The organism is Pseudoalteromonas sp. NSLLW218 (genome assembly GCF_015864775.1).
GTDB lineage: Bacteria > Pseudomonadota > Gammaproteobacteria > Enterobacterales > Alteromonadaceae > Pseudoalteromonas.
On sequence record NZ_JADYWO010000002.1, the window covers coordinates 112,464 to 133,577 of the forward strand.

Here is a 21,114-nt window from a genome sequence, read left to right on the forward strand (position 1 = left end):
TTTATGATCAGTTGCAACCAATACGACTACATCGAAATTGCCTGTATGCACCATTTAAGCATTGAGCTTATATTAAAAAATGGCGATGGTGTATGCGGGATAGCAACTGACACAAAGCGCAATGCTAATAGAGACGAATGCATAGTTGTTAGCGTAAATAGCGAGTTGCAACTCATTGTGCTCACTACAATTAGTATACTTAAAGCGCATGAGAAAAATCCATACTTTGACCACGTGAACTTTGATGTAAAGTAAACACCTCACTCATTCGTTTTTATCATAAGCACCTCAGCGAGCCCGTATCATTAATATGTTAAGGCTCGCTTATCTCATCAATGCTTTAGCTAATTACGCGCTAAATACATAAAGCCAAAATTTTCCTATTACTTTCTTTTGTTCTTTACTCGAGTTTTTCCACCGAATAAGGCTAAACGCCAGCTATTAAAGCGTATAAAAATGCTAATTCTGTAATAAGTAAGCCTTTATATGCCCGTATATGGCGTTTGGTTTTTGTGCGTTTGTTAATTATGATCGTAAAAGGTAGCTACATAAATAAAGCTAACTGACAGAACCAACTGTTTATATAAGCAGCTATTTTAATTTTGTCCAATAACATTATCAAAAGTCGTTTTGGTGTATTTTAACAACGATGATTTTATAACATACGTAATTACTTGTTTACATTGAAGTTGTTTGGTGGAATTATTGAGCTATGTAATATACGCCGTTTTGGGGTGTTATAAACCCCCAAAGTAGTGTTCATAAAGCTGTTATGTGAATTTTCAAAGTCTAGCTATGGAGTCAGATGTTTTCTTTATTAATTAACAAAATTAGATTTCATTTAATTTGCTACTTCTCAAAACATATCTGCCCAAGTCGATTCTTACTGACCTCAGATGAAGCTAAAAAAAATGACTTTTACGAAGTCCATATTTATATACCTAAGGCTACGAATGAAGATATTTCCAAAATCCCTGAGAACAATCGCAGTGCATTAAGGATAAAATGTGAATTTATGCCCATTAAAAATGGAAAGAGATGGGGCAATATTTTAGCTGGAGTCAAAAAGAGCAGAGATGATGTTGAATGGCAACCGACTCTTTTATCGGCTGACTTCTTAAAATACTCACGAATTGATGTGAACTTGTTTTTTGGGTTATGGGATTTAAGAGAGCAAAAGTGCTCATTACTTACTTTAATTAGGCTATACCTATTAAGAAAATTTAGGCTTATATATATAGAAATTCTCTTTTATAAATTAAAGAACTTTATAAATAAGCATCGTGTTTACAGGAGAATAAGAACACCTCTTAGATCCAAATTCGAAATTTATGAAGCTCTAATGAATAGTGATGATTTTTTACGCAAAGGCACTTTCAGAAAAAGTGAACTTTCAAAGCTTATTTTCGGAAATCATTACGTAGGTAAATTTGAAATATATCAGAAAGTATCACAATCGCTGGAATGGATTTTGGATTCATGTGTAGAAGATAAAGAGATTCAGAAAATCTCAGCAAATCAAGATCGTGACCCATTATATAAAATGAAAGGTAATGGGATTCATTATTTCACTTTAACCAAAGAAAAATTAGCTAATGCTGAAAATAATAGAGTGATTCAACGGCAACAAGTTAGCTTGCAGAGATGGATGGCTTTCTTGACATTCTTGCTAGTTATAGGCACATTTTTAACCGCTGTAGATAAAATTGATGCTGCAAAAGCATACTTAGCGCCATTATTAACTTATTGTAATCAAGCATTAAATTATATTGGCACCATATTCACATAACAACACGCCCTGAGGTGGACGACTAGTAAAATTTAGCGATTAATTGCAAATTTTAAAAGTGGTGAGCCTCTGCGTTTAAGGCCGCTAAATACGTCGATTCATCGTAGGGTGTATTCGTTTTCCAACACCTAAATACTATTCTTATCCATTTGAATGCCAGTGATCTAATTATGCTGTTATGTGGCTTACCCTTAGCTTTTTGTTGCTCATAATACGCTTTATTAGCCCAAAACGAATAACGAATAGAAAAGCCTGCCTATTCTGCAAATGTTTGCCTCAAAAAAATAGGTAACTATAACGCTAAAGAGTTCAAGTTTTTTGACTACTGCGCTCAAAAATAAATGCTTTACTAGCGTACTTTTAAGCTTTGCAGTACCATCAATCCCTTTCAAAACGCCAATTAAAAAAACACCAAACACTTCTTTATATGTTGCGTAAAAATACAGTAATCGATTGAACCAAAATAGGAACTCAGCTATGGTTTATTTATCAATAAAAACAAATAAAAAACGAGTTAATCTACAGGCTCGTTATGTAACTACGTGAGGAGAGATGATGAACAAGGAAACTATAGGGAAATACGTCGCAGTTTTGGGATTATTGCTTTTCTGGGCACCTCTTTGGGGAATTGTTGATTCGTATTTAATTATGTCCTCTTCATTTCAAGAGATAACACTGTTTGGAAGTAATGAACCTAAAATATCACAAGAAGAAATGTCATCAACAGCTTTGTCTACAGTAACAGGGTTCATCTTATTTTTAGTTGCACTTTGCTTTTTAACATTTTCCGTTGTGGGCTTAAACTATCGAACTAAGTGGCTTTTTTGGGCACTAATAATATATTCAACATTGTTACTCTTCATGTTCCCTGTTGGTACAGTGTTAGGAGTAACTGTGCTGGCAGCGCTAGTTTTAAACAAGAAAAAATTTGGACTTGACGGTGACGCTATATAACAAAACCATTAACCGGATTAGTACAAGAGCGCCACAAATCGGTTATGGCAGGCGTTAGCTTTCTAAGAAGGTTTCGAGTTGAGAACAATATTTAGCTTTATTTTAGCCTCTTTAGTTGTTGCATTTTTAGCGCCAATGGCAATTGAAATGAAATTTACTATTATTCCTTTTGGTATATTTATTTGGACGTTAATAGTTGTTCTAATTTTGGTTCCAGTAACAGCATTTCCCATTTATAAATTTATCACTAAAAGCTGTGGTTATTCGCTAAATACAGTGCTCAAATCTTCAGTTATATCTACTTGCTTAGTTTCTTTCTTTTTTGTTTTCCCTTCAGGTTTAGATAGCTCAATTATTAATGGTAAGGTATTGGTCGAAAATGGTTCAATTACGTTAATAGGTTATGGATATAGCTTTTTACAATTGTTTTTATTTTCTATAGTAGGTCTTGTTGCTGGTATTGTATTTTACGTTTCAAAAATAGAGTTAAACAAAAGCTAAAGAATTAGGATGAAATTCATTCTAACTTTTACATAAATAATAAATTAAAGCAGCGGGTTAAGTGAGTTTTATAAAAATGAATCACGCAAAAAGCTGAGCTACAATGAAAGAAAGAGTAAAAAGCCAACCACACTAAACTTTCCCGTAATACCTTCCAAAACACCAATTAAAACAACAGCTAACAATTTTTTATATTCCACGTGAAATTCAGTAAAAGATTGAACCAAAATAGGAACTCAGCTATGGTTTGTTTATCAATAAAAACAAATAAAAAAACGAGTTAATCTACAGGCTCGTTATAAGCCTATGGAGGCTCTGCAAAATCATATGGAAATTCGCAATATTTCCTGGGAGCAAACAATCCCGCTTCGACAAAGTGTTCTTTGGCCAAACAAGCCTCCTGAATATTGCCATGTTGATGGCGATCATGACGCAATGCATTTTGGTGCCTTTGTTAATGACGAGCTTGTTTGTGTTGCCTCCGTATACATAAAATCAGATAAAGCTCGCCTACGTAAGTTTGCTACTAAAACTGATTATCAAGGGCAAGGCATTGGCTCTCAAATGCTAAAGTTTATTCTTCACTCTCTTAATAATACGGTTGTAAATTTTTTTTGGTGTGATGCTAGAGAATCAGCTTTAAGTTTCTATCAGCGCTTCGGTATGCAGCCATACGGGGAACGTTTTTATAAGGCTGATGTTTCTTACTTTAAAATGGAAGTTGCTTTATAGTAAGTTTAAAGCGGCATATAACAACACGCGCTGAGGTGGGCAGCAAGCGCTAAAAGTTAGGATGACACCCATTCTGACTTTTACGTCAATTATCAATGATAGCAGTGAGTTAGGTTACATCCATGAAAGTGCATCACGCAAAAGTCTGAGCTGTATTGACAAGATGAAAGTAGTAATTGGTAGCCCGATAGACGACAACAATTTTTATTAAAAAATGGTAAATAACTCGGCTTCATTGAGCCTAACTTCCTTTAAAATAAAAGTGGAATATTACCAACGTTATGATGATCCTCAACTGCTAGGTTTTTTCTGCTGCATCACTTATTTTAACAAATATATTTTGCCCATCAGAGTAAAAAAACACCCACACCAAATTTTCTAGTAATTCCTTCCAAAACGTCAATTAAAACAACACCAAACTCTTTTTATATTCCACGTAAAATACAGTAAAAGATTGAACCAAAATAGGAACTCAGCTATGGTTTGTTTATCAATAAAAACAAATAAAAAACGAGCCAATCTATAGGCCCGTTATAAACCATAAGGAAGTGTCATGAAAAAATATTTGTCGGAGCAATAATTCTGGTTAGTTCTAGTGTATTCGCTAACCCATATAAAAGTGGGTTCGTTGATGTTTCAATTCAAACACAAGAAGGTAAAGAAACTTTTAAACTAGTTTGTCAGCCTAAAATCACTGTGGGGAAATTACCAAAAAACTGGGTTAGTTCTTGTAACGATATCGGCAAGAAACTTCTGGAGTTAGCTGTCGAAAACGGAGTGAAAGTCGATCCAGTTGACAAAGTATTTGGTATGGCTGGTGACTTTGCTCAAAAGGCTTCTAGTGATCTACCAGAAGATATTGTCCCCGCAGCAATTGTTAGCCGAGAATTTGGTAGTTAATGGTTTATAACAAGTAATAAACTAGGACAAATAACATTTTTCTGCGTCTCTATTTTAACTTACTATTATTTGGCTGTTAGAGCTATTCTACAGCCTCGTTATACGCTTCTAAAGCTCGGTGTAAATAAAATGTTTGATGATGCAATTAGACTTGCTACCAAATTACTTGAAAGCGATGATGATTACTTAAATATAGTTATGAATCTTTGTCAAATTGGAAATAAAAAGTATGGTCAATGCTGGAATACTGAGTTTCATGTATTTGGTGTAATTTCATCTGATACAGATCATTTACCTTTAATTCATGTTAGAGAAAGATGTTCCGCTGAGTTCTTAGTTAAATCAGATAAAGAGTTAGCTGAAATTGTAGAGTATTACCGATCTGATGTGGTGATAGCTTGTAATCTAATAGTGAGTAGTAAAAACGTATAACAAGTCGTAAAGCAGAACAAAAAAAATCTGGTTTTTACTGCTATGTCGCTTACTTTAGCAAATATATTTTGCCTATTTAAGGCAGTACTAGATATAAAAATACAAGGATGCATGATTGAATTATTTAAATTGGTTACAAAAGACATACCCAAAGCTAAATGAGATATCAAATGAAACTATTAACTCTCATATCGACAAAGCAAAGTCTGATACAGAGCTTTTTAGGGAATTCATTAAAGTATTAGGTAGCTTATTTTTTATTATCCCGTTCAACTTATACCTTTATATTTCGGGTATTCAGGCATCTAACAGCTCTTTATATTGGTTGTTGGTTGTGGCTTCAATTGCTGTTGGTGGTTTTATCGGGCTTTATTGCGAGCAAAAGGTCATTAAAAAACGTCTTAAAAAAATAATACAGTTAAAGGCGTTTTAAATGACTAATGATGAAGGGCAGTTAGGGTGACTTTATTCTAACCGTTACGGAAATTATCAATTATAGAATGGTAAACAACTTGGCTTTATTAAGCCTGATTCTCTTTAAAATAAAAAGCGGAATATTACGGTCAATAAATGCATGAGTAAATTGATTTTAAGTTGATAGGAACTCAGCTATGGTTTGTTTATCAATAAAAAATAAAAAACGAGTTAATATACAGGCTAATTATACGTATCTCAGATTATGGAGAATCTTTTGAATCTTAAAATTAAAACATCTAAAGCCGACTATGACGCTTTTTACGCTCACACAGCATCTAAGGTGTTGAAATCCTATACATGGATACCCATGCTTAAAAATGTGTGTCTTTGGTTGGTGCTAACTTTTAGTTTTATGTCCTTCTTTCAGTTTCAGTCTGGCGGAATAGAAAATAAGTTGTTCTTTTCTGTTTTCACATTATCCATTTTATTTTTTATTTACGTCGCTCTCAGTAAATTTATGGAAGTGAAAATTGCGCAATGTTTTACACCAAATGAAAATGGAATAATGATTGGTCCTAAAGAGTTTGAAATAAGCGCTGATGGTATAAAAGAAATCCACCAATATGGTTATAACTTTTATGACTGGGATGTTGTAGAGCATATCGAAGAAGTTAATGGTTCAATCTATGTATATGTTGATAAAGTACTTGCCATAATTTTCAACCCTGAGTCGTTGAAACCTGATAAATGTAAAGAAGATCTTTTAGCTACGATGAACAAGCACGTAACAACACGCCCTGAGGTGGACGACTAGTCAAATTTAGCTATTAATTGCAAATTTTAAAAGTGGTGAGCCTCTTTGTTTTTCAACACCTAAATGTAATTCTTATCGATTTAAATACCAGAGTTCTATATAGGCTTACCCTTCACTTTTTACTGCTTATAATACGCTTTAGCCCAAATCAACTATGTAACTACAACGAATAGAAAAACCAGCCACTCTACAAATATTTGCCTTGGAATAGTGGGCAACTAAAACCTAAATATATCCATACCTCTTGACGGCTTCGTCCAATAAACAGCGCAATCTCCGTTTATTTTCACTTCAGCGATATCATTAAACGCGCGCAATTTCCCTTAAAACCAATTCCCGTAAAAACAAATTAATTATGGGAGGTCCTGTAGTCAAATAACAATACTTTAGTAAACGCTAGTTCATATTACGTCACGTAATATCCATACAGAACTTTAAGTTAAACATACGTTCGTGCAGCGTTCCCATTTTTATTTGACTCAATTTATTGGACATTCTTTTTATGAAATTAAAGTTATTTATCGCAATTATTTTTAGCACTTCGATGTCGTCTTACGCGACAGAAGCAGTAGATCAAACGGAGTTTTCATTCGAAGACTTAAAAGCGCTGGCAAAAGCCTCAGCCGAAAAGCCCTATACGCCAACTAAGGTGCCAGCGCCGAAGTTAATTGATAAAATTACGTATGACGAACACTGGAAAATACGCTTTAAAGAAGATGAAACCTTATACCCAAGTGGAAAAAAGGCGCCCGTACAATTATTTTACCCTGGGCGATATTTTCCTGAGCCAGTAAGTATTTACATCAGAGATGATAAAAATCAGGTTCAAAACATACCTTTTAGTAATGACGTTTTTGATATGCCTGATGATAGCCCAGCTCACGACCTCCCTGAAGGATTTGGATTTGCAGGCTTTAGAATAATGCGGCCAGATATGAAACCAGATTGGATATCTTTTTTAGGCGCGTCTTATTTTCGTACCGACGGGCCAGAGGGGCAATATGGACTGTCGGCTCGAGGTATCGCGATTAATACGGGTATGAATCAGCCAGAAGAATTTCCGCGTTTTTCTGCATTTTGGATTGGTCCTGCAGAGAAAAAAGGTGAAAGTGTGTCTGTTTGGGCATTGCTTGAAGGGCCTTCTATCACTGGTGCTTATCGATTTGGTTTAAGCAAAGATAACAAAGAAGCTAAAGGGCACATCACCTCTGTAACGGCTAATTTGTATATGCGCGCCGATGTTGAACGCTTAGGCGTAGCACCGCTAACCAGTATGTATTGGTACTCACAAAAAGATAAAACAACTGCCAAAGATTGGCGCCCAGAAATTCACGACAGCGATGGCCTGGCGATTCACACCGGATCGGGTCAATACGTTTGGCGCCCATTAAATAATCCTCAGTCGGTTTCGACCAATAGCTTTATTGATGAGAACCCAAAAGGGTTTGGCTTAATTCAAAGAGATCGTGACTTTAATAACTACCAAGACGATGGCGTATTTTATAATAAGCGCTCATCTGCGTGGATAAAACCTACTGGCGATTGGGGTAAAGGGGCTGTTCAGTTAATCGAGATCCCTACAAAAGATGAAACGTTTGACAATATTGTTGCTTATTGGGTGCCTGAAAAAGAGGCGCGTAAAGGTGATGAGTTTACCTTTTCTTATGATATTGAGTGGCGTCCACTCGATCCAAAATCAAAAACACTTGCAAGCGTTGTTAATACTCGCCAAGGCTTAGGCGGAATTCCTGGCCAGCCTATTCCTGAAGGCGTTAACAAAATGGTGATTGATTTTGAAGGCCCAGTGTTTAAAGGCTTAGATAACAAAAGTGGTATAAAGCCGATTGTTGAAGCCAGCAACGGTGAAATACTAGAGCCTATTGGGGTTTATCCGGTAGTTGGTACAAATCAATGGCGATTAGCATTTGACTACAAACAAGCTAACAATAATCCGGTAAACATACGCGCGTATTTAGTTGATAAAAATGATGAAGCTATAACCGAAACTTGGGTAAGTGATGAAAAGGTAACGATTAAATAAGTCTTTAAATAAGCATTAAAGTAAAACGGGTGGCTATATTTTGATTTGCTAGGTAATTATAGCCACCATAATGTCTTTTAAAACATCAATCAAAACACCATTAAAACTCCCTTTTATATCCCACGTAAAATACAGTAAACGATTGAACCAAAATATGAACTCGGCTATGGTTTATTTATCAATAAAAATAAATAAAAAACGAGTTAACTTGCTGTTTGTTAGCTGTTTCGAGGGATTGTATGTTTTTTTTGAGTAAATTATTTTGCTGGGAGCGAGGCCGACAAAAATCAGGCTACGATAAAATGTTGATTTGTGGTGCTACGTGGCCAATTAAATTTGATACATATTTGCTTAAGTTCCCACAAGGGAGTGAAATAGCACCACACACAGACAAAGTTGAATCTGGTAAACACTATCGATTGAATATAGTGCTTAAAAAAGCAGATTTGGGTGGTGAGTTTATTTGCAGTAATCCTATATTTGAAACAAAGCGAATTAAGCTTTTCCGCCCTGATGTAAGTAAGCATCAGGTATCAAAAGTCATAAAAGGTAATAGATATTTACTCAGCATTGGGTGGATAAAACGGAGCTCTAAATGCTAGATTTAAGACCTAATTGTGAATGTTGTGATAAGAATCTACCTGCACAGTCCACAGAGGCTTTTATTTGTTCATTTGAATGCACGTTTTGTTTTGGCTGTGCCCAAACGCTGTTAAATAACGTGTGCCCAAACTGCTCAGGTAATTTGGTTCAGCGGCCAATTCGCCCTTTGGCTGCACTAAAAAATTACCCAGCATCGACTAAGCGGGTATTAAAAGAAAGTGGTTGTGCGCCAAACACATAAGAACATAAAGTATAATAATTACATTTTCTGAATATGGAGAACTGATGAGAAAATCCTTTGAATTTACCGTTAAGTCAATCAAAGTTAAAATAATTAACGCTTGGTTTAGTGGTGCTAAATTATACGTGAATGGTGACTTACGAGATACTGACAAGACTTTGTTCGCCTTTAGGAATAATACTTTACTATCTGCAAATCTAGGTGAGTTGGGTATTCTTGAAATCAAGCCATTATCGGGGCTAATTACTGTTGAAATGGATGCATATTTGGTCAATGATAAAAATATTCAACATGTATATAGCTCACATAAACGCCTTAGCCTAAAAGAGCAAAGGGCAGCTCGATAAAACTACTCTAAATAACGTGTATTCCTGCGTTTTTCTGGGTTCAGTAACAACCTCCCAATGACTTTAGGAGGTTTTAATTCCAAAGCATACCAAGTTAATATACTTGGTTTACTCGATTACCTTAAAATCACTCACACTCTTTCACATAAAGTAAAAGCGCGCTGTACATTACACTGAGTGCCTTTGTTACATCGCCGTCGATAACCGCTTCTGCTGGGTGATGGCTTATACCGCCAGGGCTGCGTATAAACAACATGCCAACGGGGCAAATTGGAGCGATTGCCATTGCATCGTGCCCTGCGCCAGAGGCAAGTGAAGGCGATGCTTGGTTGTTGAGTTTACATGCGCTTGAAAACAAATGCTGAATAGTGGTGTCGCACGCAACGGCACCGGCGGCATGAGTCCATTGCCAATCGAGTGTTAAATTGCGTTTGCTTGCTATAGATTGAGCGCTGCTTTGTATGGCGCTTAGTAAGTTAGCGAGATCGGTGTCGCTTTGTGCGCGTGCATCTAGGCTTATGGTTGTTTTACCTGCAATCACGTTTGTAGCCCCTGGGCGAGATTGTATTTGCCCCACGGTGGCAACTTCGCCATTACTCGCGTTTTTTGCTAGCTGCTCTATGGCAAGAGTAAGTTCGGCGCAGCCTGCTAACGAATCCTGCCTCAAGTTCATTGGCGTTGTACCCGCATGACCACTTTGCCCTGTTAGGGTAAGCATAGCGCGTTTTGCTCCTGCGATTGCAGTTACAACGCCTAACGCTTGATTAACCGATTCGAGTACAGGACCTTGCTCTATATGAGTTTCCCAGTAACCTAGTAACTCGCTTTTATTTAGTGCGGCTTTTGCGTAGTTGTTGGGATTTAAGCCAAAGTCGAGCATGGCTTGGCGCATAGTTATGCCGTTTGTATCTTCAATGTTTAGCCACTGTGGGTCGAATTCGTTAGCGAGTGCTTTTGAGCCAATTAAAGTAGTGGCAAAGCGGGTGCCTTCTTCATCGCAAAAGCCGACTACATCTAAATGAAAGGGCAGGTCGAGCTCTAGTTTATTTGCAAGCGCGGCTATTTCTATTCCCAGTAGTACACCTAAAATACCATCAAACGCTCCTGCGTTTGGTACTGTGTCGAGGTGTGACCCTATAATTAAACGTTTAGCATGTGGGTTTGATGATTTTAGTCGCCCCCAAAGGTTGCCCACTTCGTCTTGCCACGATTGCATGCCCGCCTCAACCATCCATGATGCAGTAACAGCGTTACATTCTTTGTGCTCTTTTGATAAGTACACGCGGTGAATACCATCTTGCATTTGCGATAGTGCGCTGAGGGTTTTACAGCGAGATAAAGCGCGTGTTGCGTATTCATCAGCAAGTTCTTTATCTAATAAAGGGCTGTGTTGTGGGCTTACAATCGTCATGCTAAATCCTTTTTTTATTTATAGTGAGCAAGGGCGGCAATGGCGGCTTCGCCTTTAGGACCTTTGTAACCGTTGGCATGTAAGCAAGCGTCTAGGCTAGCAAGAGTCTGTAGTACGGTGTCTTTTCGGGCGTTGTAGCCCATAGTGCCAATACGCCAAATTTTGCCATGCAGTGGCCCAAACGAGGTGCCAATTTCTATTCCAAAATCGGTTAGCATTTGTCCGCGTACGTGGTCGGCGTTAATGCTCTCGGGTATATAAACACCCAGTACGTTGTTCATTTTATGTGTTAAATCGCCAAATACGTTTAAGCCTAATGCTTGAATGCCTGTTAGCATGGCATCGCCATGTAACTTGTGGCGCGCAACGCAGTTATCTACACCCTCTTCAATTACTATGCGGGCGCATTCTGAGGCGCAATACAGCATGCTGGTGGCTTCGGTATGATGATTAAGGCGCTCCTCTCCCCAGTAATTCATGATCATACCTAAATCAAAATAGTTGGAGCGCACAAAGGGCTCTGTACCATCGGTATGTTCGGCTGTGCGAATGCCTGCTTCTACCTTTTTACGTTTTTGGATCCACTCAGCGCATTTGTCGCTTAGTGTTAATGGCGCAGACCCAGAAGGGCCGCCTAAACATTTTTGCAAACCGACCGAAAGTGCATCGAGTTTCCATTCATCGGCGGGTAAATCGTTACCTACAATCGATGCGGTGGCATCGCAATAAAATAGTACATCGTGCTTTTGGCAAATATCGCCAATATGCTCAAGAGGTTGGTTCATGGTGGTTGATGTATCGCCTTGTACCATGGCAAGTACATGGGGTTTTACATCAATAATGGCTTTTTCGATTTGTTCTGGCGTAAACACTTCGCCCCACGGTACGTCTATTGTGTGCACCTTTGCGCCAACGCGTTCTGCTATTTCAGCAAGTAAGTGGCCAAAGCGCCCCATAATTGGCACCAATACTTTATCGCCTGGGCGTAAAATTGAGCATAATACGGCTTCAATCCCTGCGCGCGATGTGCCATCTATCAGCATGGTCCATTCGTTTTTAGTTTTAAAAATTTCGCGGTAACGCGCCATGGTTTCGTTCATAAAGCCGGTCATTACTGGGTCGTATTGACCTATAAGTTGCGCTGACATAGCACGTAAAACACGAGGATCTGCATTAATAGGGCCTGGGCCCATTAATAAACGCTGTGGTGGGTTTAAGGTTTGAACTTGCGTGTTATTAAACATTTTTTAGGCTCCCAGAGTCTGAATAAGCATGCGTATGCCGGTTATCATTAAGACAACGGCAAAAGCGCGTTTTAGTTGTTTTTGATCCAGCTTGCTACCAATTTTTACGCCAATAGGCGCAAATAAAATAGTTAGCGGAATAATAAGAAAAAAGGCAGGGAGGTTAACTAACCCCCACGTACCTAGGGGAGCATCGGTTGGCGTTGTGCCAATACTTAATAAGGTAATTACGCCAGGTAGCGCAATCAATAAGCCAAAAACGGCCGCAGTACCTACTGCAACGTGGGCACGTACATTAAATGCGTTAAGCATAGGTACGCCAATAGTACCGCCGCCTATGCCAATCATTACTGATAAACCGCCTACAATACTTGCCATAATGCCTTGCCCAAATTTACCTGGTAGTTGGTTTACAAGTGCGGGTGCGCCGGCTCTAAATAACATGTTTAAACTGACTAAAATAGCAATGCAGGCAAACATGAGCACTAATGCGTTACCGCGAACGGTATGAGCAATAATACTACCGACTACCGCCATAACTAATATAAACGGTGCCCAGTATTTTATTAGCGCAAGGTCAATATTTCCTTTGCTATGATGCGAGCGAATAGATGAAAGCGAAGTAGGTACTATGGTTGCAAGTGATGTAGCTGTGGCTATCATCATTGCCGACTCTGGGCTTACGCCAAAGCCTTGCAGTAAAAAATACAGCACAGGTACGATAACAATACCGCCGCCTACACCAAAAAGTCCTGCTAAAATTCCGGCAAAAATACCGGTTGCTATTAAGGCTACTACTATTGGCCATTGGTTTATTATTTCTGACATTGTGTTCCTGCTGTAGTTACGGTTGCACGTCCATCTGAACGAGGATCTGTTGCTGCTTCAAGGCTTGTAGGTGTATCTAAAATAGCCCCAGCGTGCCCCATCATTTCGTTATTATTATCAACGCTTATCCAATCGTGGTCACGTTGATTTAATTCATGTTCTATATGAAAAACTAAATCTTTTTCAATTTTTAAATTTGTACTTGTATCGCCCCATGTGCGCCCAAGCAACCAACGAGGGTCGCTAATTGCTTGCTCTATTGGTTTATTTCGCCACGCGTAGCCTGCAAAAACAGCGGCTTGGGTTTGTGGTTGCCCTTCACCGCCCATAGTGCCGTAGGCAAGGCGACGACCATCGCTAAACTTTGCCATTGCTGGGTTAAGTGTATGAGCCGGCTTTTTATTTGGCGCAAGGGCGTTAATATTGTTATCCGCATCAATACCTTCATTGTTTAAACTAAAGCTTAAACCACGGTTATTCCACACAAAACCGCCTTCGCTCATTAATATTCCGCTGCCAAATTCCCAATAAATACTTTGAATAAAGCTGACTAATTGGCCGTTTTTATCTCTAGCTGCCATCCACACGGTATCGCCAGGCTCTGCGCTAAAAGGCCATTTTTTGGCTTTGGTCATATCAATATTGTTAGCAAGTTGGCTTAAGCAATCATCGGTTAGTGCGTTTTTATAATCATCTCCTAATACTTCAGGGTCAGCCCAAAGAGTAGGGCGGTGGGTAAAGCTTTGTTTGGTTGCCTCAACAATTAAATGCATCCAGTCGGCATCGGTTTTAGCTTTGTGTTTTAGTTTATTTACGGCACCAATTATTTGCAGTGAATGCACGCCTTGTGTTGGTGCGGGTAAGTTATAGCAATCAATACCACTGAGATTTGCATTTAGCGCAGTAACGACCTCGGCTTTAGTATTTGCAATATCACCTGCGGTAATTGAGCTGCCTGCTTTTGCTAAGTCTGCGGCAAATGAGTTGGCAAGTGGGCCCTCATAAAATGCGTTTAAGCCATGTTTTGCTAGGTATTCAAACGTTGCTGCAAGTTTAGGGTTTTTAAAATTTTGACCTGCTTGCAAGGGTTTACCATTTGGTATGTAGAGGTTTTTAAATGCGTCATTGGTATTATTTGCAGCAGCTAGCTTTTCGCAGCCAGCTTGCAAGCTTTCTGTAACGGTAAAGCCCTCGCGAGCAAGTGCGATAGCAGGCGCTAAAATTTTTGACAGTGGTAGTGCTGCGTGTTCATCTAGCTCAAGGGCTTTTTGCCAACCGCGTATTGTACCCGCTTGAGTCAGTGCGCTTAGTCCGCCGCGCTCTGGTATTTGCGTGAGCGTGTTATACGCCGTTGTATTAGTTGCTGCGCGGCCGCAGGCGTCAATAGCAGTGGGCGTTTTTTGGTGTGGGTTATCGATAAGCCAAAAGCTGTCGCCACCAATTGAGTTCATATGGGGATACACTACGCTAATAGCTGCCGCTGCTGCTACCATAGCTTCAGTGGCTGTCCCGCCTTGTTTTAATATATTTATACCCGCCTCAGTGGCCGAAAAATGAGACGAGGTAAATGCAATGTTGTGTGTGGTCATGCCGGTGTATCCTGTTTAAAGTGTGCAGCTAGGTGCTTAACGCAAGCAAGTAAGCTTTTATCGTTACCGTGGCTCATCATTAATGAAAAACCATACGGATGATCATTTGCTAAATCAGCCAGCGGTAAATGCACTTGCGCTGAGCCACTCAGCCCTGCAATTGCCGAAAGCGTAATAATTTGCATGCGTAAGGCGCTTGTGTCGGCGCCTAATTTAGGTGCAGTTGTAGGGGTGGTGGGTAAAAATAAGCAGCTGTGCTTGTTTAAGTTTTTAGCGACGACTGTTTGCCACTCGTGCTGTATTTTTAACGCCTCTTGTTCTTCTTGCTCGGTTAAAGCCAGTGCCATTTTAAAACGAGCTGCAATTGCTGGCGCAAAATGAGAAAGCTGATCTGGGAGTTCAATCCAATCTCGGTGCGTTTTAGCAATCGCACGACCTTGTAATATTCTAAAGGTATCGGCAAGCTCACTTAGTAAGCCAACGTTTGGGAGCTTAAAATCGATATGATGATTAAAATAAGGTTTGGTTTTTTCTAAAAGATTACCCAGTGGTGCTTGTAAAGAGGGGTCAACAAGTTCAAAGAGTGCTTCGCAAATAACTAACGTATTTACTTTATTAATAGGTTGTTGTGGTAACAATACATCGCCAACGCTGCTTAATAGCTCAGCGCTTTGGGTAAGCCAACCTATGGTATCAAAAGGCGGTGCTAACGGTATTAGGCCGTCTTTTTCAATCACGTTATGGCTTGGTCTTATACCAAATAAACCACAATAGCTGGCGGGTATTCTAATTGAGCCGCCAGTGTCGGTCCCTAAGCCAATATCGGCTAAGTTAGCAGCAACGGATGCAGCAGACCCCATACTCGAACCGCCACTTGCATGACCGCTAAGTTTTGGATTTTGTGCTGCACCATAGTGAATATTATTACCCTCTAAGCTATAAGCCAGTTCGTCTGTGTGGGTAAAGCCTATAAAGTTACAACCAGCGGTCATGAGCTTATTAACCGAGCTTGCCGTATTTTGAGCCGGTTTAGCCGTTTTAAACCAGTGTGGGTTGCCAGCGCTATTACGCTCGCCTTTTACTGCAAATACATCTTTTATTGCAAGACGCTTATTAATAAGCGTGCCTTGGTAATGTGTTTGCCATGCCTTAGGACCATGGTCACAAAAAATACCGGTCGTATTATTATTTTTGGTACTCATATCACCACTCGTTATAAAAAATCTGACCAAGCAGTTCAGATTTAGAGTGATTAAAAAGACGGATTAATTTTTATTATTTTTCAGCTCACTGCGTAACATCTTGTTTTTATTTTACAGAGCCTGATCCGCTTTTTAATCGGTTAGCTTATTATATTGTTTAAAACCTAAGCAAGAGGAATGCCATAAATTAAAATCCTGTCCAATTGGTCAGGATTTGGCGAGTTGTATGAGGTTAGTAAATATGGGCTGTAAAAATAGTGGTATTAAAATGAGCTAAAACAAACCAATTTGGTGCGCAGATGCACCAAGTTGGTCTTTATTTATATGGTTTTGAGTGCTAAATAAGGGGCGTTTTACTGATGATTAAACCATTAATATCGGCGTAAACCCAATCGTTAGGTTCTAGGGTGGTGCTAAGCATGGTAACAGCTTGGTTTTTATCACCAAAGCCGCGCTTTAAGGTACTACGCGGTGTAGAGCCTAGCGCCATAACTGGTAAGTCCATAGTGGCAAGTATTTCTATATCTCGGCAACAGCCATTTATTATTACGCCTTCCCAGCCATTATTTAAGGCACGTTCAGCCATAATGTCGCCAATAAACGCAAAGCGTTTGCTCGCAAACCCGTTAATAACTAATACTTTACCTTCACCATTTTCATGCAATATATCGGCGGCAAAAGAGTTGTCTTCTGGGCAGGTAACGGTAACGACTTGACCGTAAAACGTGGTTTTTTTACCAAAGTGATAAAGGCCACTGTCGGCTACTTGTACGCTATCGCGATGATCGTCAAATAAATCGGGTGTAGTAAAGGGTGTCATGGGTTAAGTCTCACTTTGCTCAGGTATTTTAAGACCAATACCTTTTAAAATTATGTGGGCAATTGATTGCGTAATTTGTGCCACATCGGTTTTGTCGTACTCTAATTTGTTCATTACGAGTAAAACCTCAGCCTGAAAGTCGGCGTAATACTGCGTGGTAGACCAAATAGTAAAGAGCAAATGGTAGGGATCAACCTTATCCATTTTATCTGCGTCCATCCATGCTTGAAGTACATCAACTTTTTGCTTAACCCAAGGGCGGGTATTGGTTCTAAAGTAGTTTTGTAAATAAGGGGCACCGCGCAGTATTTCGCTGGCAAATAAGCGAGATTGCATTGGCTGATTTACGGCGAGTATTACTTTACTTTTAATATAGTTATAAAGCACGGTAGCTGGATCGTCGTTAATTGTGACGTTATCGAGCCCTAAGTTCCAATTAGCTATTATGCGGTCGATCACAGACTCGTACAGACCATCTTTACTTTTAAAGTAATACAAAATATTAGCTTTTGGCACCTGCGCTTCTTTAGCAACCATGCTCATACTTGCTCCGTCGTAACCTAATTGCGAAAACAATTGCTCGGCGGCATCTAAAATTAGTTTTTGGTTTTTTTCGCGTGTTACTTCTTTTTTATTTGGTTTTATTTGTGTGGTCATTGTTGAGTTTGCGTGTTTAACGTATTGATTGATTGTAGCTTTACTGACCAAAAGGTCAATTACTAAAAAGTGTGAATGTAAAAAACAGGGGAAGAGGTTTAAGCTATAAACTTTAGGGTCTGTTGATCTTTGCGGATTAAAATTTGTTCAAACTAGGGGCTATTTAATCGCGGCGCGAGATTTGTAACCTAGTGGGCTAAGTAAAAACCGAGCAACAAAGAGTAAGTAGTCCCTAGGAAGAACCCTTTGGGCAGCGCCTGTTTGGCATTAATGCTACGTTATCGCCCATTTATGGGGAATAACCACACTATATAGGCTCTGCCTTGCCTAAATACCAAACAGACTGCTGCAAATTTAACCTTGAAAGATCAACAGACCCTAATTGTTTAATTAAATAATTACTGTTAGTTTAGTTTCAAATTTATGAGTAGTACTTTTGGATTGGCAAATGGAGCTTTTAAGCAAAAATAAATACACGCTTTATGGAGTTGCTGCAATATTACTGTGGAGTTGCTTAGTGGCATTACTACGGGATATTTCTGAGTTGTTTAGCCCCATCGGTGGTGCTGCGGCTATGTACTCTGTCAGTGCGATATTTTTAATTTTGGTTATGGGAGTACCTAAGTTTAGTGGGTTTTCAAGACGCTACCTGGTAGTAGGTACTTTATTATTTGTATCGTACGAAATTTGCTTGGCGCTTTCTATTGGTATGGCAAATAGCCGTCATCAGGCAATGGAAATGGCGGTTATTAATTATTTATGGCCCACGCTAACTATATTGCTCTCTATTATCATTGGTCGCAAAAAAGTAAGTTATTGGGTGTACCCAAGCATGATTATTGCTTTTTTAGGGGTTGCTTGGTGTATTACGGGCGATCAAGAAATGTCATTCGATACGCTTGTCGCTAACTTTGCTGATAATCCTGCTACTTATTTAATGGCATTAACTGCAGCGTTTATATGGGCTATTTATTGCGTGGTTACGCAAAAGCTGAGTAATGGCAAAAATGCCATTACGTTATTCTTTACTGTTACGGCAATGAGTTTATGGGCGCAATATGGTTTTAGTAATGAAGCGCCATTAACGTTTTCACTCAGCTCAAGCATAACATTGCTATTAGCAGGAGTAGTGGTAGGGAGCGGGTATGCACTGTGGAACCAAGCTATTATTGGCGGTAACTTAATGCTGCTTGGCACACTTTCGTACTTTACACCGGTGTTTTCTACTATTATTTCAGCGCTGTATTTATCTATTACGCTGAGCGCTTCGTTTTGGCAAGGAGTTGTACTGGTAACCGTGGGCTCGCTAATTTGCTACTTTGTAACGCGAGAAAAGTCTGTTACAGAGCCAGCAAAAACACTAAACTAAATTATATTTATATGTAACTCGATTAATGAGGCGTCCAATACGCCTCATTAAGTTTGTGGCAACTATGCAGGCATAACGGCATAGCTTGCTGATTTGTATCTAACTTTTTTTGCACAATAATAAAATATTAACGCAAATACTGCAGCGCTAATATCAACAATACCGCTTTGATAATATTTAAAAAAATCATCAGCTAATAAAGCCTGTACAAGTGTTGAAACTCCCATACTAGCAGATAAAAATGCAATGCCGATTAAGCCCCAATAGCTAGCGTGGTGAGTTCCTTTAAAAAAGGTATAAGCAACAAAAACAAAAAATACCAAATAGTAACTATAAAGGTAACTGTAATTTGCGTTCTCTATATATAGGTTTGTCCATTTAGCTTGCAATAACGTGGCAACCACGGCAATTATTGAACCTACACACACACCAATTGTTAAATTTGCCATAAATCGTGTGCTTCGTTTATTTGGATCTTTTTTAAAGCGTTTGTCTAACCACAATAAGTTACCAGAATAAAATAAGAATGCGCCAAGCAGTCCCATAATAAAATACCCCCAACGCCCCCATTCACCTCCATAAGTACCAAAGTGAAGTGAAAAGAAACTTCCTACTATATTACCCCAAACACCATCATCTCCTTGCGGATAGCTTGAGTTAAGTACTTCTAATGTATAAGGATGTAAAAATAAGTAGTCAGTATCAGGTCCGCGAACGACAGCGCTGCTATTACTCATTTTTAATGTTGCTGTTGGACTGTTTGTGTTTAAACGATTAAACGCAATATGAATTGGCTCATAACCTGTAGCGTAGTTTTTTGCCGCTAGGATCTGTTTATCTATACTTGGTAAATTTGCAATATGATAATTATGTGCTGCTGGGGCAGGGCGTTGAAAAAAGGATTTATCGTCATAAAATGCTGATAGACCATCATAAATTAGGTCATGAAATGCAAACACAACAACAGTAAACGCTATAATTAAATGAAAAGGCAGGCTGGCGATCCCAACTAAATTATGGCTGTCGAGCCAAAAACGACTAGCACCTTTTTCTTTTCGTATTGCAAAAAACGTTTTTACAAGCGTAGGTAGTAAAATAATTACGCCAGACACCAATGCTAAAAAGTACAGCGCAGATGCTATACCGAGTATATATACTCCTGATTGGTCGTGACCAATCTCGCCTGCAAACCCTGCGGTTCGATGCAAATAATCTATTAAATCTGCAAGTTTATTCTCACTTTGTTGCTGTATAACCAGATTATTTTGCTGGTTTATATGTAGCGCCTGTAATTGGTTATTAAGTGCCATACCGCGCTCTTTTCCTTGGCTGTACCAAGAGAGCGGTGCTTGATTTGTTAGTAAATCGAGGGAAAAGCCATTGCCCATTTGCTCAGGGTACTTAACTATTGCTTGGTCAACTAATGTTTGGTAATTGTTAGTGTATGGTTTAGTCACTGGTGCACTGACGGGTTTTGCCCACTGTGCTAATTCGTGTTTATACATGGTTAAACTACCAGCATAAAACCCTATAAAAAGGACTAAGCCTGTGATTATTCCTGTCCATGTATGCACACCTTGATAGGTGCGCAAAATATCGGCTCTAACTCTCATAGCCAAGTCCTTAAAATTATAAATAAACTATATAGCGTTACATTTAAGCCCCCAAGCGTCAGCCAAGCTTTTTTTGCCGAGCTAAACAGGTATGTGAAGCTAAAAATGGTTAACCATAGAAGAGGGATTATCCACATATTAAATTGCACTTTATCAGGCGCATCTATGCCTCCCGCTCCATACCATGCAAAAAAAGCAACGAGAATAAACGCTAGTGCGAGCCCTAAAAAACAACCCGCCAAACTTTTTCCAAGCCAAGTTGGTTTTATTTTTTGCCTTTGTGCAGATGACATTATTTAACTTCCTTGCGTTTAATTAGGCTGACGAGCGGAATTATTATTAAAGCGAGCATTATCATTAAAATGATAAAAAATACGGCTGCCGCATTAGAAAAAGCATATAAGGCTAATGGTATTGCAATAACAAAAAGGATAAATGCGAGCTTGCGCCAGCTTTTATTAATGGGTTTGCTTAGTAGTCGTTGGTGGCGGTTACTAAGATAAAACAGGGATGTAGCAGTAAATAAAATAAGAGAAAGGGTAAGTTGCAACATAAATAAAAACACTTGTTAATAATATTGCCATTCTAAATGATAATTAAACTCAATTGC

23 protein-coding genes and 1 pseudogene are annotated in these 21,114 nt (G+C 39.0%); 14 read left to right on the forward strand and 10 right to left on the reverse strand.

Annotation, left to right across the window (positions count from 1 at the left end):
• Window positions 1-3 precede the first annotated feature (3 nt).
• Window positions 4-255 (forward strand): Rho-binding antiterminator, encoded by a 252-nt coding sequence (locus I6E80_RS03265; protein WP_197152198.1) that lies wholly within the window; start codon window positions 4-6, stop codon window positions 253-255.
• Between the two features lie 550 nt (window positions 256-805).
• Window positions 806-1,789 (forward strand): hypothetical protein, encoded by a 984-nt coding sequence (locus tag I6E80_RS03270; RefSeq protein WP_197184785.1) that lies wholly within the window; start codon window positions 806-808, stop codon window positions 1,787-1,789.
• A 52-nt stretch (window positions 1,790-1,841) separates the two neighbouring features.
• On the opposite strand, the pseudogene I6E80_RS20400 reads toward I6E80_RS03270, so the two are convergent.
• A pseudogene (locus tag I6E80_RS20400) lies at window positions 1,842-2,072 on the reverse strand (IS110 family transposase); the annotation flags it as partial.
• Window positions 2,073-2,344: 272 nt separating this feature from the next.
• On the opposite strand from I6E80_RS20400, the gene I6E80_RS03275 reads away from it, so the two are divergent.
• The 11 genes from I6E80_RS03275 (at window position 2,345) to I6E80_RS03320 (ending at window position 9,771) form a co-directional block, all read left to right on the forward strand.
• Window positions 2,345-2,743, forward strand: a complete 399-nt coding sequence (locus tag I6E80_RS03275) for a hypothetical protein (protein WP_197113126.1) — start codon at window positions 2,345-2,347, stop codon at window positions 2,741-2,743.
• A gap of 78 nt (window positions 2,744-2,821) precedes the next feature.
• Entirely contained in the window at window positions 2,822-3,244 is a 423-nt protein-coding gene (locus tag I6E80_RS03280) for a hypothetical protein (RefSeq protein ID WP_169044704.1), read from the forward strand.
• Between the two features lie 327 nt (window positions 3,245-3,571).
• A complete protein-coding gene (locus I6E80_RS03285; RefSeq protein WP_024599991.1) occupies window positions 3,572-3,976 on the forward strand; it encodes a GNAT family N-acetyltransferase in 405 nt (134 codons plus the stop codon).
• Window positions 3,977-4,753: 777 nt separating this feature from the next.
• Window positions 4,754-4,876, forward strand: a complete 123-nt coding sequence (locus I6E80_RS20530) for a hypothetical protein (protein WP_269435573.1) — start codon at window positions 4,754-4,756, stop codon at window positions 4,874-4,876.
• A gap of 129 nt (window positions 4,877-5,005) precedes the next feature.
• Entirely contained in the window at window positions 5,006-5,308 is a 303-nt protein-coding gene (locus tag I6E80_RS03290) for a hypothetical protein (protein ID WP_165721720.1), read from the forward strand.
• A gap of 115 nt (window positions 5,309-5,423) precedes the next feature.
• A complete protein-coding gene (locus I6E80_RS03295; protein WP_197184786.1) occupies window positions 5,424-5,741 on the forward strand; it encodes a hypothetical protein in 318 nt (105 codons plus the stop codon).
• A 501-nt stretch (window positions 5,742-6,242) separates the two neighbouring features.
• Entirely contained in the window at window positions 6,243-6,539 is a 297-nt protein-coding gene (locus I6E80_RS03300) for a YcxB family protein (protein ID WP_007584346.1), read from the forward strand.
• Window positions 6,540-7,041: 502 nt separating this feature from the next.
• The gene (locus tag I6E80_RS03305; RefSeq protein WP_197184787.1) at window positions 7,042-8,580 is read left to right on the forward strand and encodes a glucan biosynthesis protein; all 1,539 of its coding nucleotides are present in this window, start codon (window positions 7,042-7,044) and stop codon (window positions 8,578-8,580) included.
• Between the two features lie 239 nt (window positions 8,581-8,819).
• Entirely contained in the window at window positions 8,820-9,182 is a 363-nt protein-coding gene (locus tag I6E80_RS03310) for a 2OG-Fe(II) oxygenase (RefSeq protein WP_197184788.1), read from the forward strand.
• The gene (locus I6E80_RS03315) at window positions 9,176-9,424 is read left to right on the forward strand and encodes a DUF1272 domain-containing protein (protein ID WP_170071260.1); all 249 of its coding nucleotides are present in this window, start codon (window positions 9,176-9,178) and stop codon (window positions 9,422-9,424) included. Before I6E80_RS03310 ends, I6E80_RS03315 begins: the two co-directional genes overlap by 7 nt.
• Window positions 9,425-9,468: 44 nt before the next feature.
• The gene (locus I6E80_RS03320; RefSeq protein WP_024599980.1) at window positions 9,469-9,771 is read left to right on the forward strand and encodes a hypothetical protein; all 303 of its coding nucleotides are present in this window, start codon (window positions 9,469-9,471) and stop codon (window positions 9,769-9,771) included.
• A 127-nt stretch (window positions 9,772-9,898) separates the two neighbouring features.
• Here I6E80_RS03320 and I6E80_RS03325 read toward each other — a convergent pair whose 3' ends face one another.
• The 7 genes from I6E80_RS03325 to I6E80_RS03355 all read right to left on the reverse strand — a co-directional run bounded on the left by I6E80_RS03325 (window position 9,899) and on the right by I6E80_RS03355 (window position 17,522).
• The gene (locus tag I6E80_RS03325) at window positions 9,899-11,182 is read right to left on the reverse strand and encodes an allantoate amidohydrolase (protein ID WP_197184789.1); all 1,284 of its coding nucleotides are present in this window, start codon (window positions 11,180-11,182) and stop codon (window positions 9,899-9,901) included.
• A 14-nt stretch (window positions 11,183-11,196) separates the two neighbouring features.
• Window positions 11,197-12,426 (reverse strand): alanine--glyoxylate aminotransferase family protein, encoded by a 1,230-nt coding sequence (locus I6E80_RS03330; protein ID WP_197184790.1) that lies wholly within the window; start codon window positions 12,424-12,426, stop codon window positions 11,197-11,199.
• Between the two features lie 3 nt (window positions 12,427-12,429).
• Window positions 12,430-13,254 (reverse strand): sulfite exporter TauE/SafE family protein, encoded by an 825-nt coding sequence (locus I6E80_RS03335; RefSeq protein ID WP_024599978.1) that lies wholly within the window; start codon window positions 13,252-13,254, stop codon window positions 12,430-12,432.
• Window positions 13,242-14,843, reverse strand: a complete 1,602-nt coding sequence (locus I6E80_RS03340) for a gamma-glutamyltransferase family protein (protein WP_197184791.1) — start codon at window positions 14,841-14,843, stop codon at window positions 13,242-13,244. Before I6E80_RS03340 ends, I6E80_RS03335 begins: the two co-directional genes overlap by 13 nt.
• Entirely contained in the window at window positions 14,840-16,045 is a 1,206-nt protein-coding gene (locus I6E80_RS03345; protein ID WP_197184792.1) for an amidase family protein, read from the reverse strand. The genes I6E80_RS03340 and I6E80_RS03345 overlap by 4 nt, the downstream gene beginning before the upstream one ends.
• Before the next feature lie 337 nt (window positions 16,046-16,382).
• The gene (locus I6E80_RS03350; protein WP_197184793.1) at window positions 16,383-16,865 is read right to left on the reverse strand and encodes a putative 4-hydroxy-4-methyl-2-oxoglutarate aldolase; all 483 of its coding nucleotides are present in this window, start codon (window positions 16,863-16,865) and stop codon (window positions 16,383-16,385) included.
• 3 nt (window positions 16,866-16,868) lie between these two features.
• Entirely contained in the window at window positions 16,869-17,522 is a 654-nt protein-coding gene (locus tag I6E80_RS03355) for a TetR/AcrR family transcriptional regulator (protein WP_024597735.1), read from the reverse strand.
• A gap of 448 nt (window positions 17,523-17,970) precedes the next feature.
• Between I6E80_RS03355 and yddG the strand changes: the two genes are divergently transcribed.
• Complete coding sequence (yddG, locus tag I6E80_RS03360; protein ID WP_197184794.1) at window positions 17,971-18,891, forward strand: aromatic amino acid DMT transporter YddG; 921 nt, start codon at window positions 17,971-17,973, stop codon at window positions 18,889-18,891.
• A gap of 62 nt (window positions 18,892-18,953) precedes the next feature.
• On the opposite strand, the gene I6E80_RS03365 is transcribed toward yddG, so the two are convergent.
• Together I6E80_RS03365 and I6E80_RS03370 are read right to left on the reverse strand one after the other, a co-directional pair.
• The gene (locus tag I6E80_RS03365) at window positions 18,954-20,504 is read right to left on the reverse strand and encodes a PepSY domain-containing protein (RefSeq protein ID WP_197184795.1); all 1,551 of its coding nucleotides are present in this window, start codon (window positions 20,502-20,504) and stop codon (window positions 18,954-18,956) included.
• On the reverse strand, window positions 20,501-20,797 hold the full coding sequence (locus I6E80_RS03370) for a hypothetical protein (protein WP_101216360.1): 297 nt from the start codon (window positions 20,795-20,797) through the stop codon (window positions 20,501-20,503). Before I6E80_RS03370 ends, I6E80_RS03365 begins: the two co-directional genes overlap by 4 nt.
• Window positions 20,798-21,114 lie beyond the last annotated feature (317 nt).

Excerpts from the sequence above, each read along its gene's own strand:
- I6E80_RS03265 (WP_197152198.1), top strand. The coding sequence starts at position 4 with ATGATCAGTTGCAACCAATACGACTACATCGAAATTGCCTGTATGCAC.
- I6E80_RS03270 (WP_197184785.1), top strand. The coding sequence starts at position 806 with ATGTTTTCTTTATTAATTAACAAAATTAGATTTCATTTAATTTGCTAC.
- I6E80_RS03275 (WP_197113126.1), top strand. The coding sequence starts at position 2,345 with ATGAACAAGGAAACTATAGGGAAATACGTCGCAGTTTTGGGATTATTG.
- I6E80_RS03285 (WP_024599991.1), top strand. The coding sequence starts at position 3,572 with ATGGAAATTCGCAATATTTCCTGGGAGCAAACAATCCCGCTTCGACAA.
- I6E80_RS03290 (WP_165721720.1), top strand. The coding sequence starts at position 5,006 with ATGTTTGATGATGCAATTAGACTTGCTACCAAATTACTTGAAAGCGAT.
- I6E80_RS03300 (WP_007584346.1), top strand. The coding sequence starts at position 6,243 with ATGGAAGTGAAAATTGCGCAATGTTTTACACCAAATGAAAATGGAATA.
- I6E80_RS03305 (WP_197184787.1), top strand. The coding sequence starts at position 7,042 with ATGAAATTAAAGTTATTTATCGCAATTATTTTTAGCACTTCGATGTCG.
- I6E80_RS03310 (WP_197184788.1), top strand. The coding sequence starts at position 8,820 with ATGTTTTTTTTGAGTAAATTATTTTGCTGGGAGCGAGGCCGACAAAAA.
- I6E80_RS03315 (WP_170071260.1), top strand. The coding sequence starts at position 9,176 with ATGCTAGATTTAAGACCTAATTGTGAATGTTGTGATAAGAATCTACCT.
- I6E80_RS03320 (WP_024599980.1), top strand. The coding sequence starts at position 9,469 with ATGAGAAAATCCTTTGAATTTACCGTTAAGTCAATCAAAGTTAAAATA.
- I6E80_RS03325 (WP_197184789.1), bottom strand. The coding sequence starts at position 11,182 with ATGACGATTGTAAGCCCACAACACAGCCCTTTATTAGATAAAGAACTT.
- I6E80_RS03330 (WP_197184790.1), bottom strand. The coding sequence starts at position 12,426 with ATGTTTAATAACACGCAAGTTCAAACCTTAAACCCACCACAGCGTTTA.
- I6E80_RS03335 (WP_024599978.1), bottom strand. The coding sequence starts at position 13,254 with ATGTCAGAAATAATAAACCAATGGCCAATAGTAGTAGCCTTAATAGCA.
- I6E80_RS03340 (WP_197184791.1), bottom strand. The coding sequence starts at position 14,843 with ATGACCACACACAACATTGCATTTACCTCGTCTCATTTTTCGGCCACT.
- I6E80_RS03345 (WP_197184792.1), bottom strand. The coding sequence starts at position 16,045 with ATGAGTACCAAAAATAATAATACGACCGGTATTTTTTGTGACCATGGT.
- I6E80_RS03350 (WP_197184793.1), bottom strand. The coding sequence starts at position 16,865 with ATGACACCCTTTACTACACCCGATTTATTTGACGATCATCGCGATAGC.
- I6E80_RS03355 (WP_024597735.1), bottom strand. The coding sequence starts at position 17,522 with ATGACCACACAAATAAAACCAAATAAAAAAGAAGTAACACGCGAAAAA.
- yddG (WP_197184794.1), top strand. The coding sequence starts at position 17,971 with ATGGAGCTTTTAAGCAAAAATAAATACACGCTTTATGGAGTTGCTGCA.
- I6E80_RS03365 (WP_197184795.1), bottom strand. The coding sequence starts at position 20,504 with ATGAGAGTTAGAGCCGATATTTTGCGCACCTATCAAGGTGTGCATACA.
- I6E80_RS03370 (WP_101216360.1), bottom strand. The coding sequence starts at position 20,797 with ATGTCATCTGCACAAAGGCAAAAAATAAAACCAACTTGGCTTGGAAAA.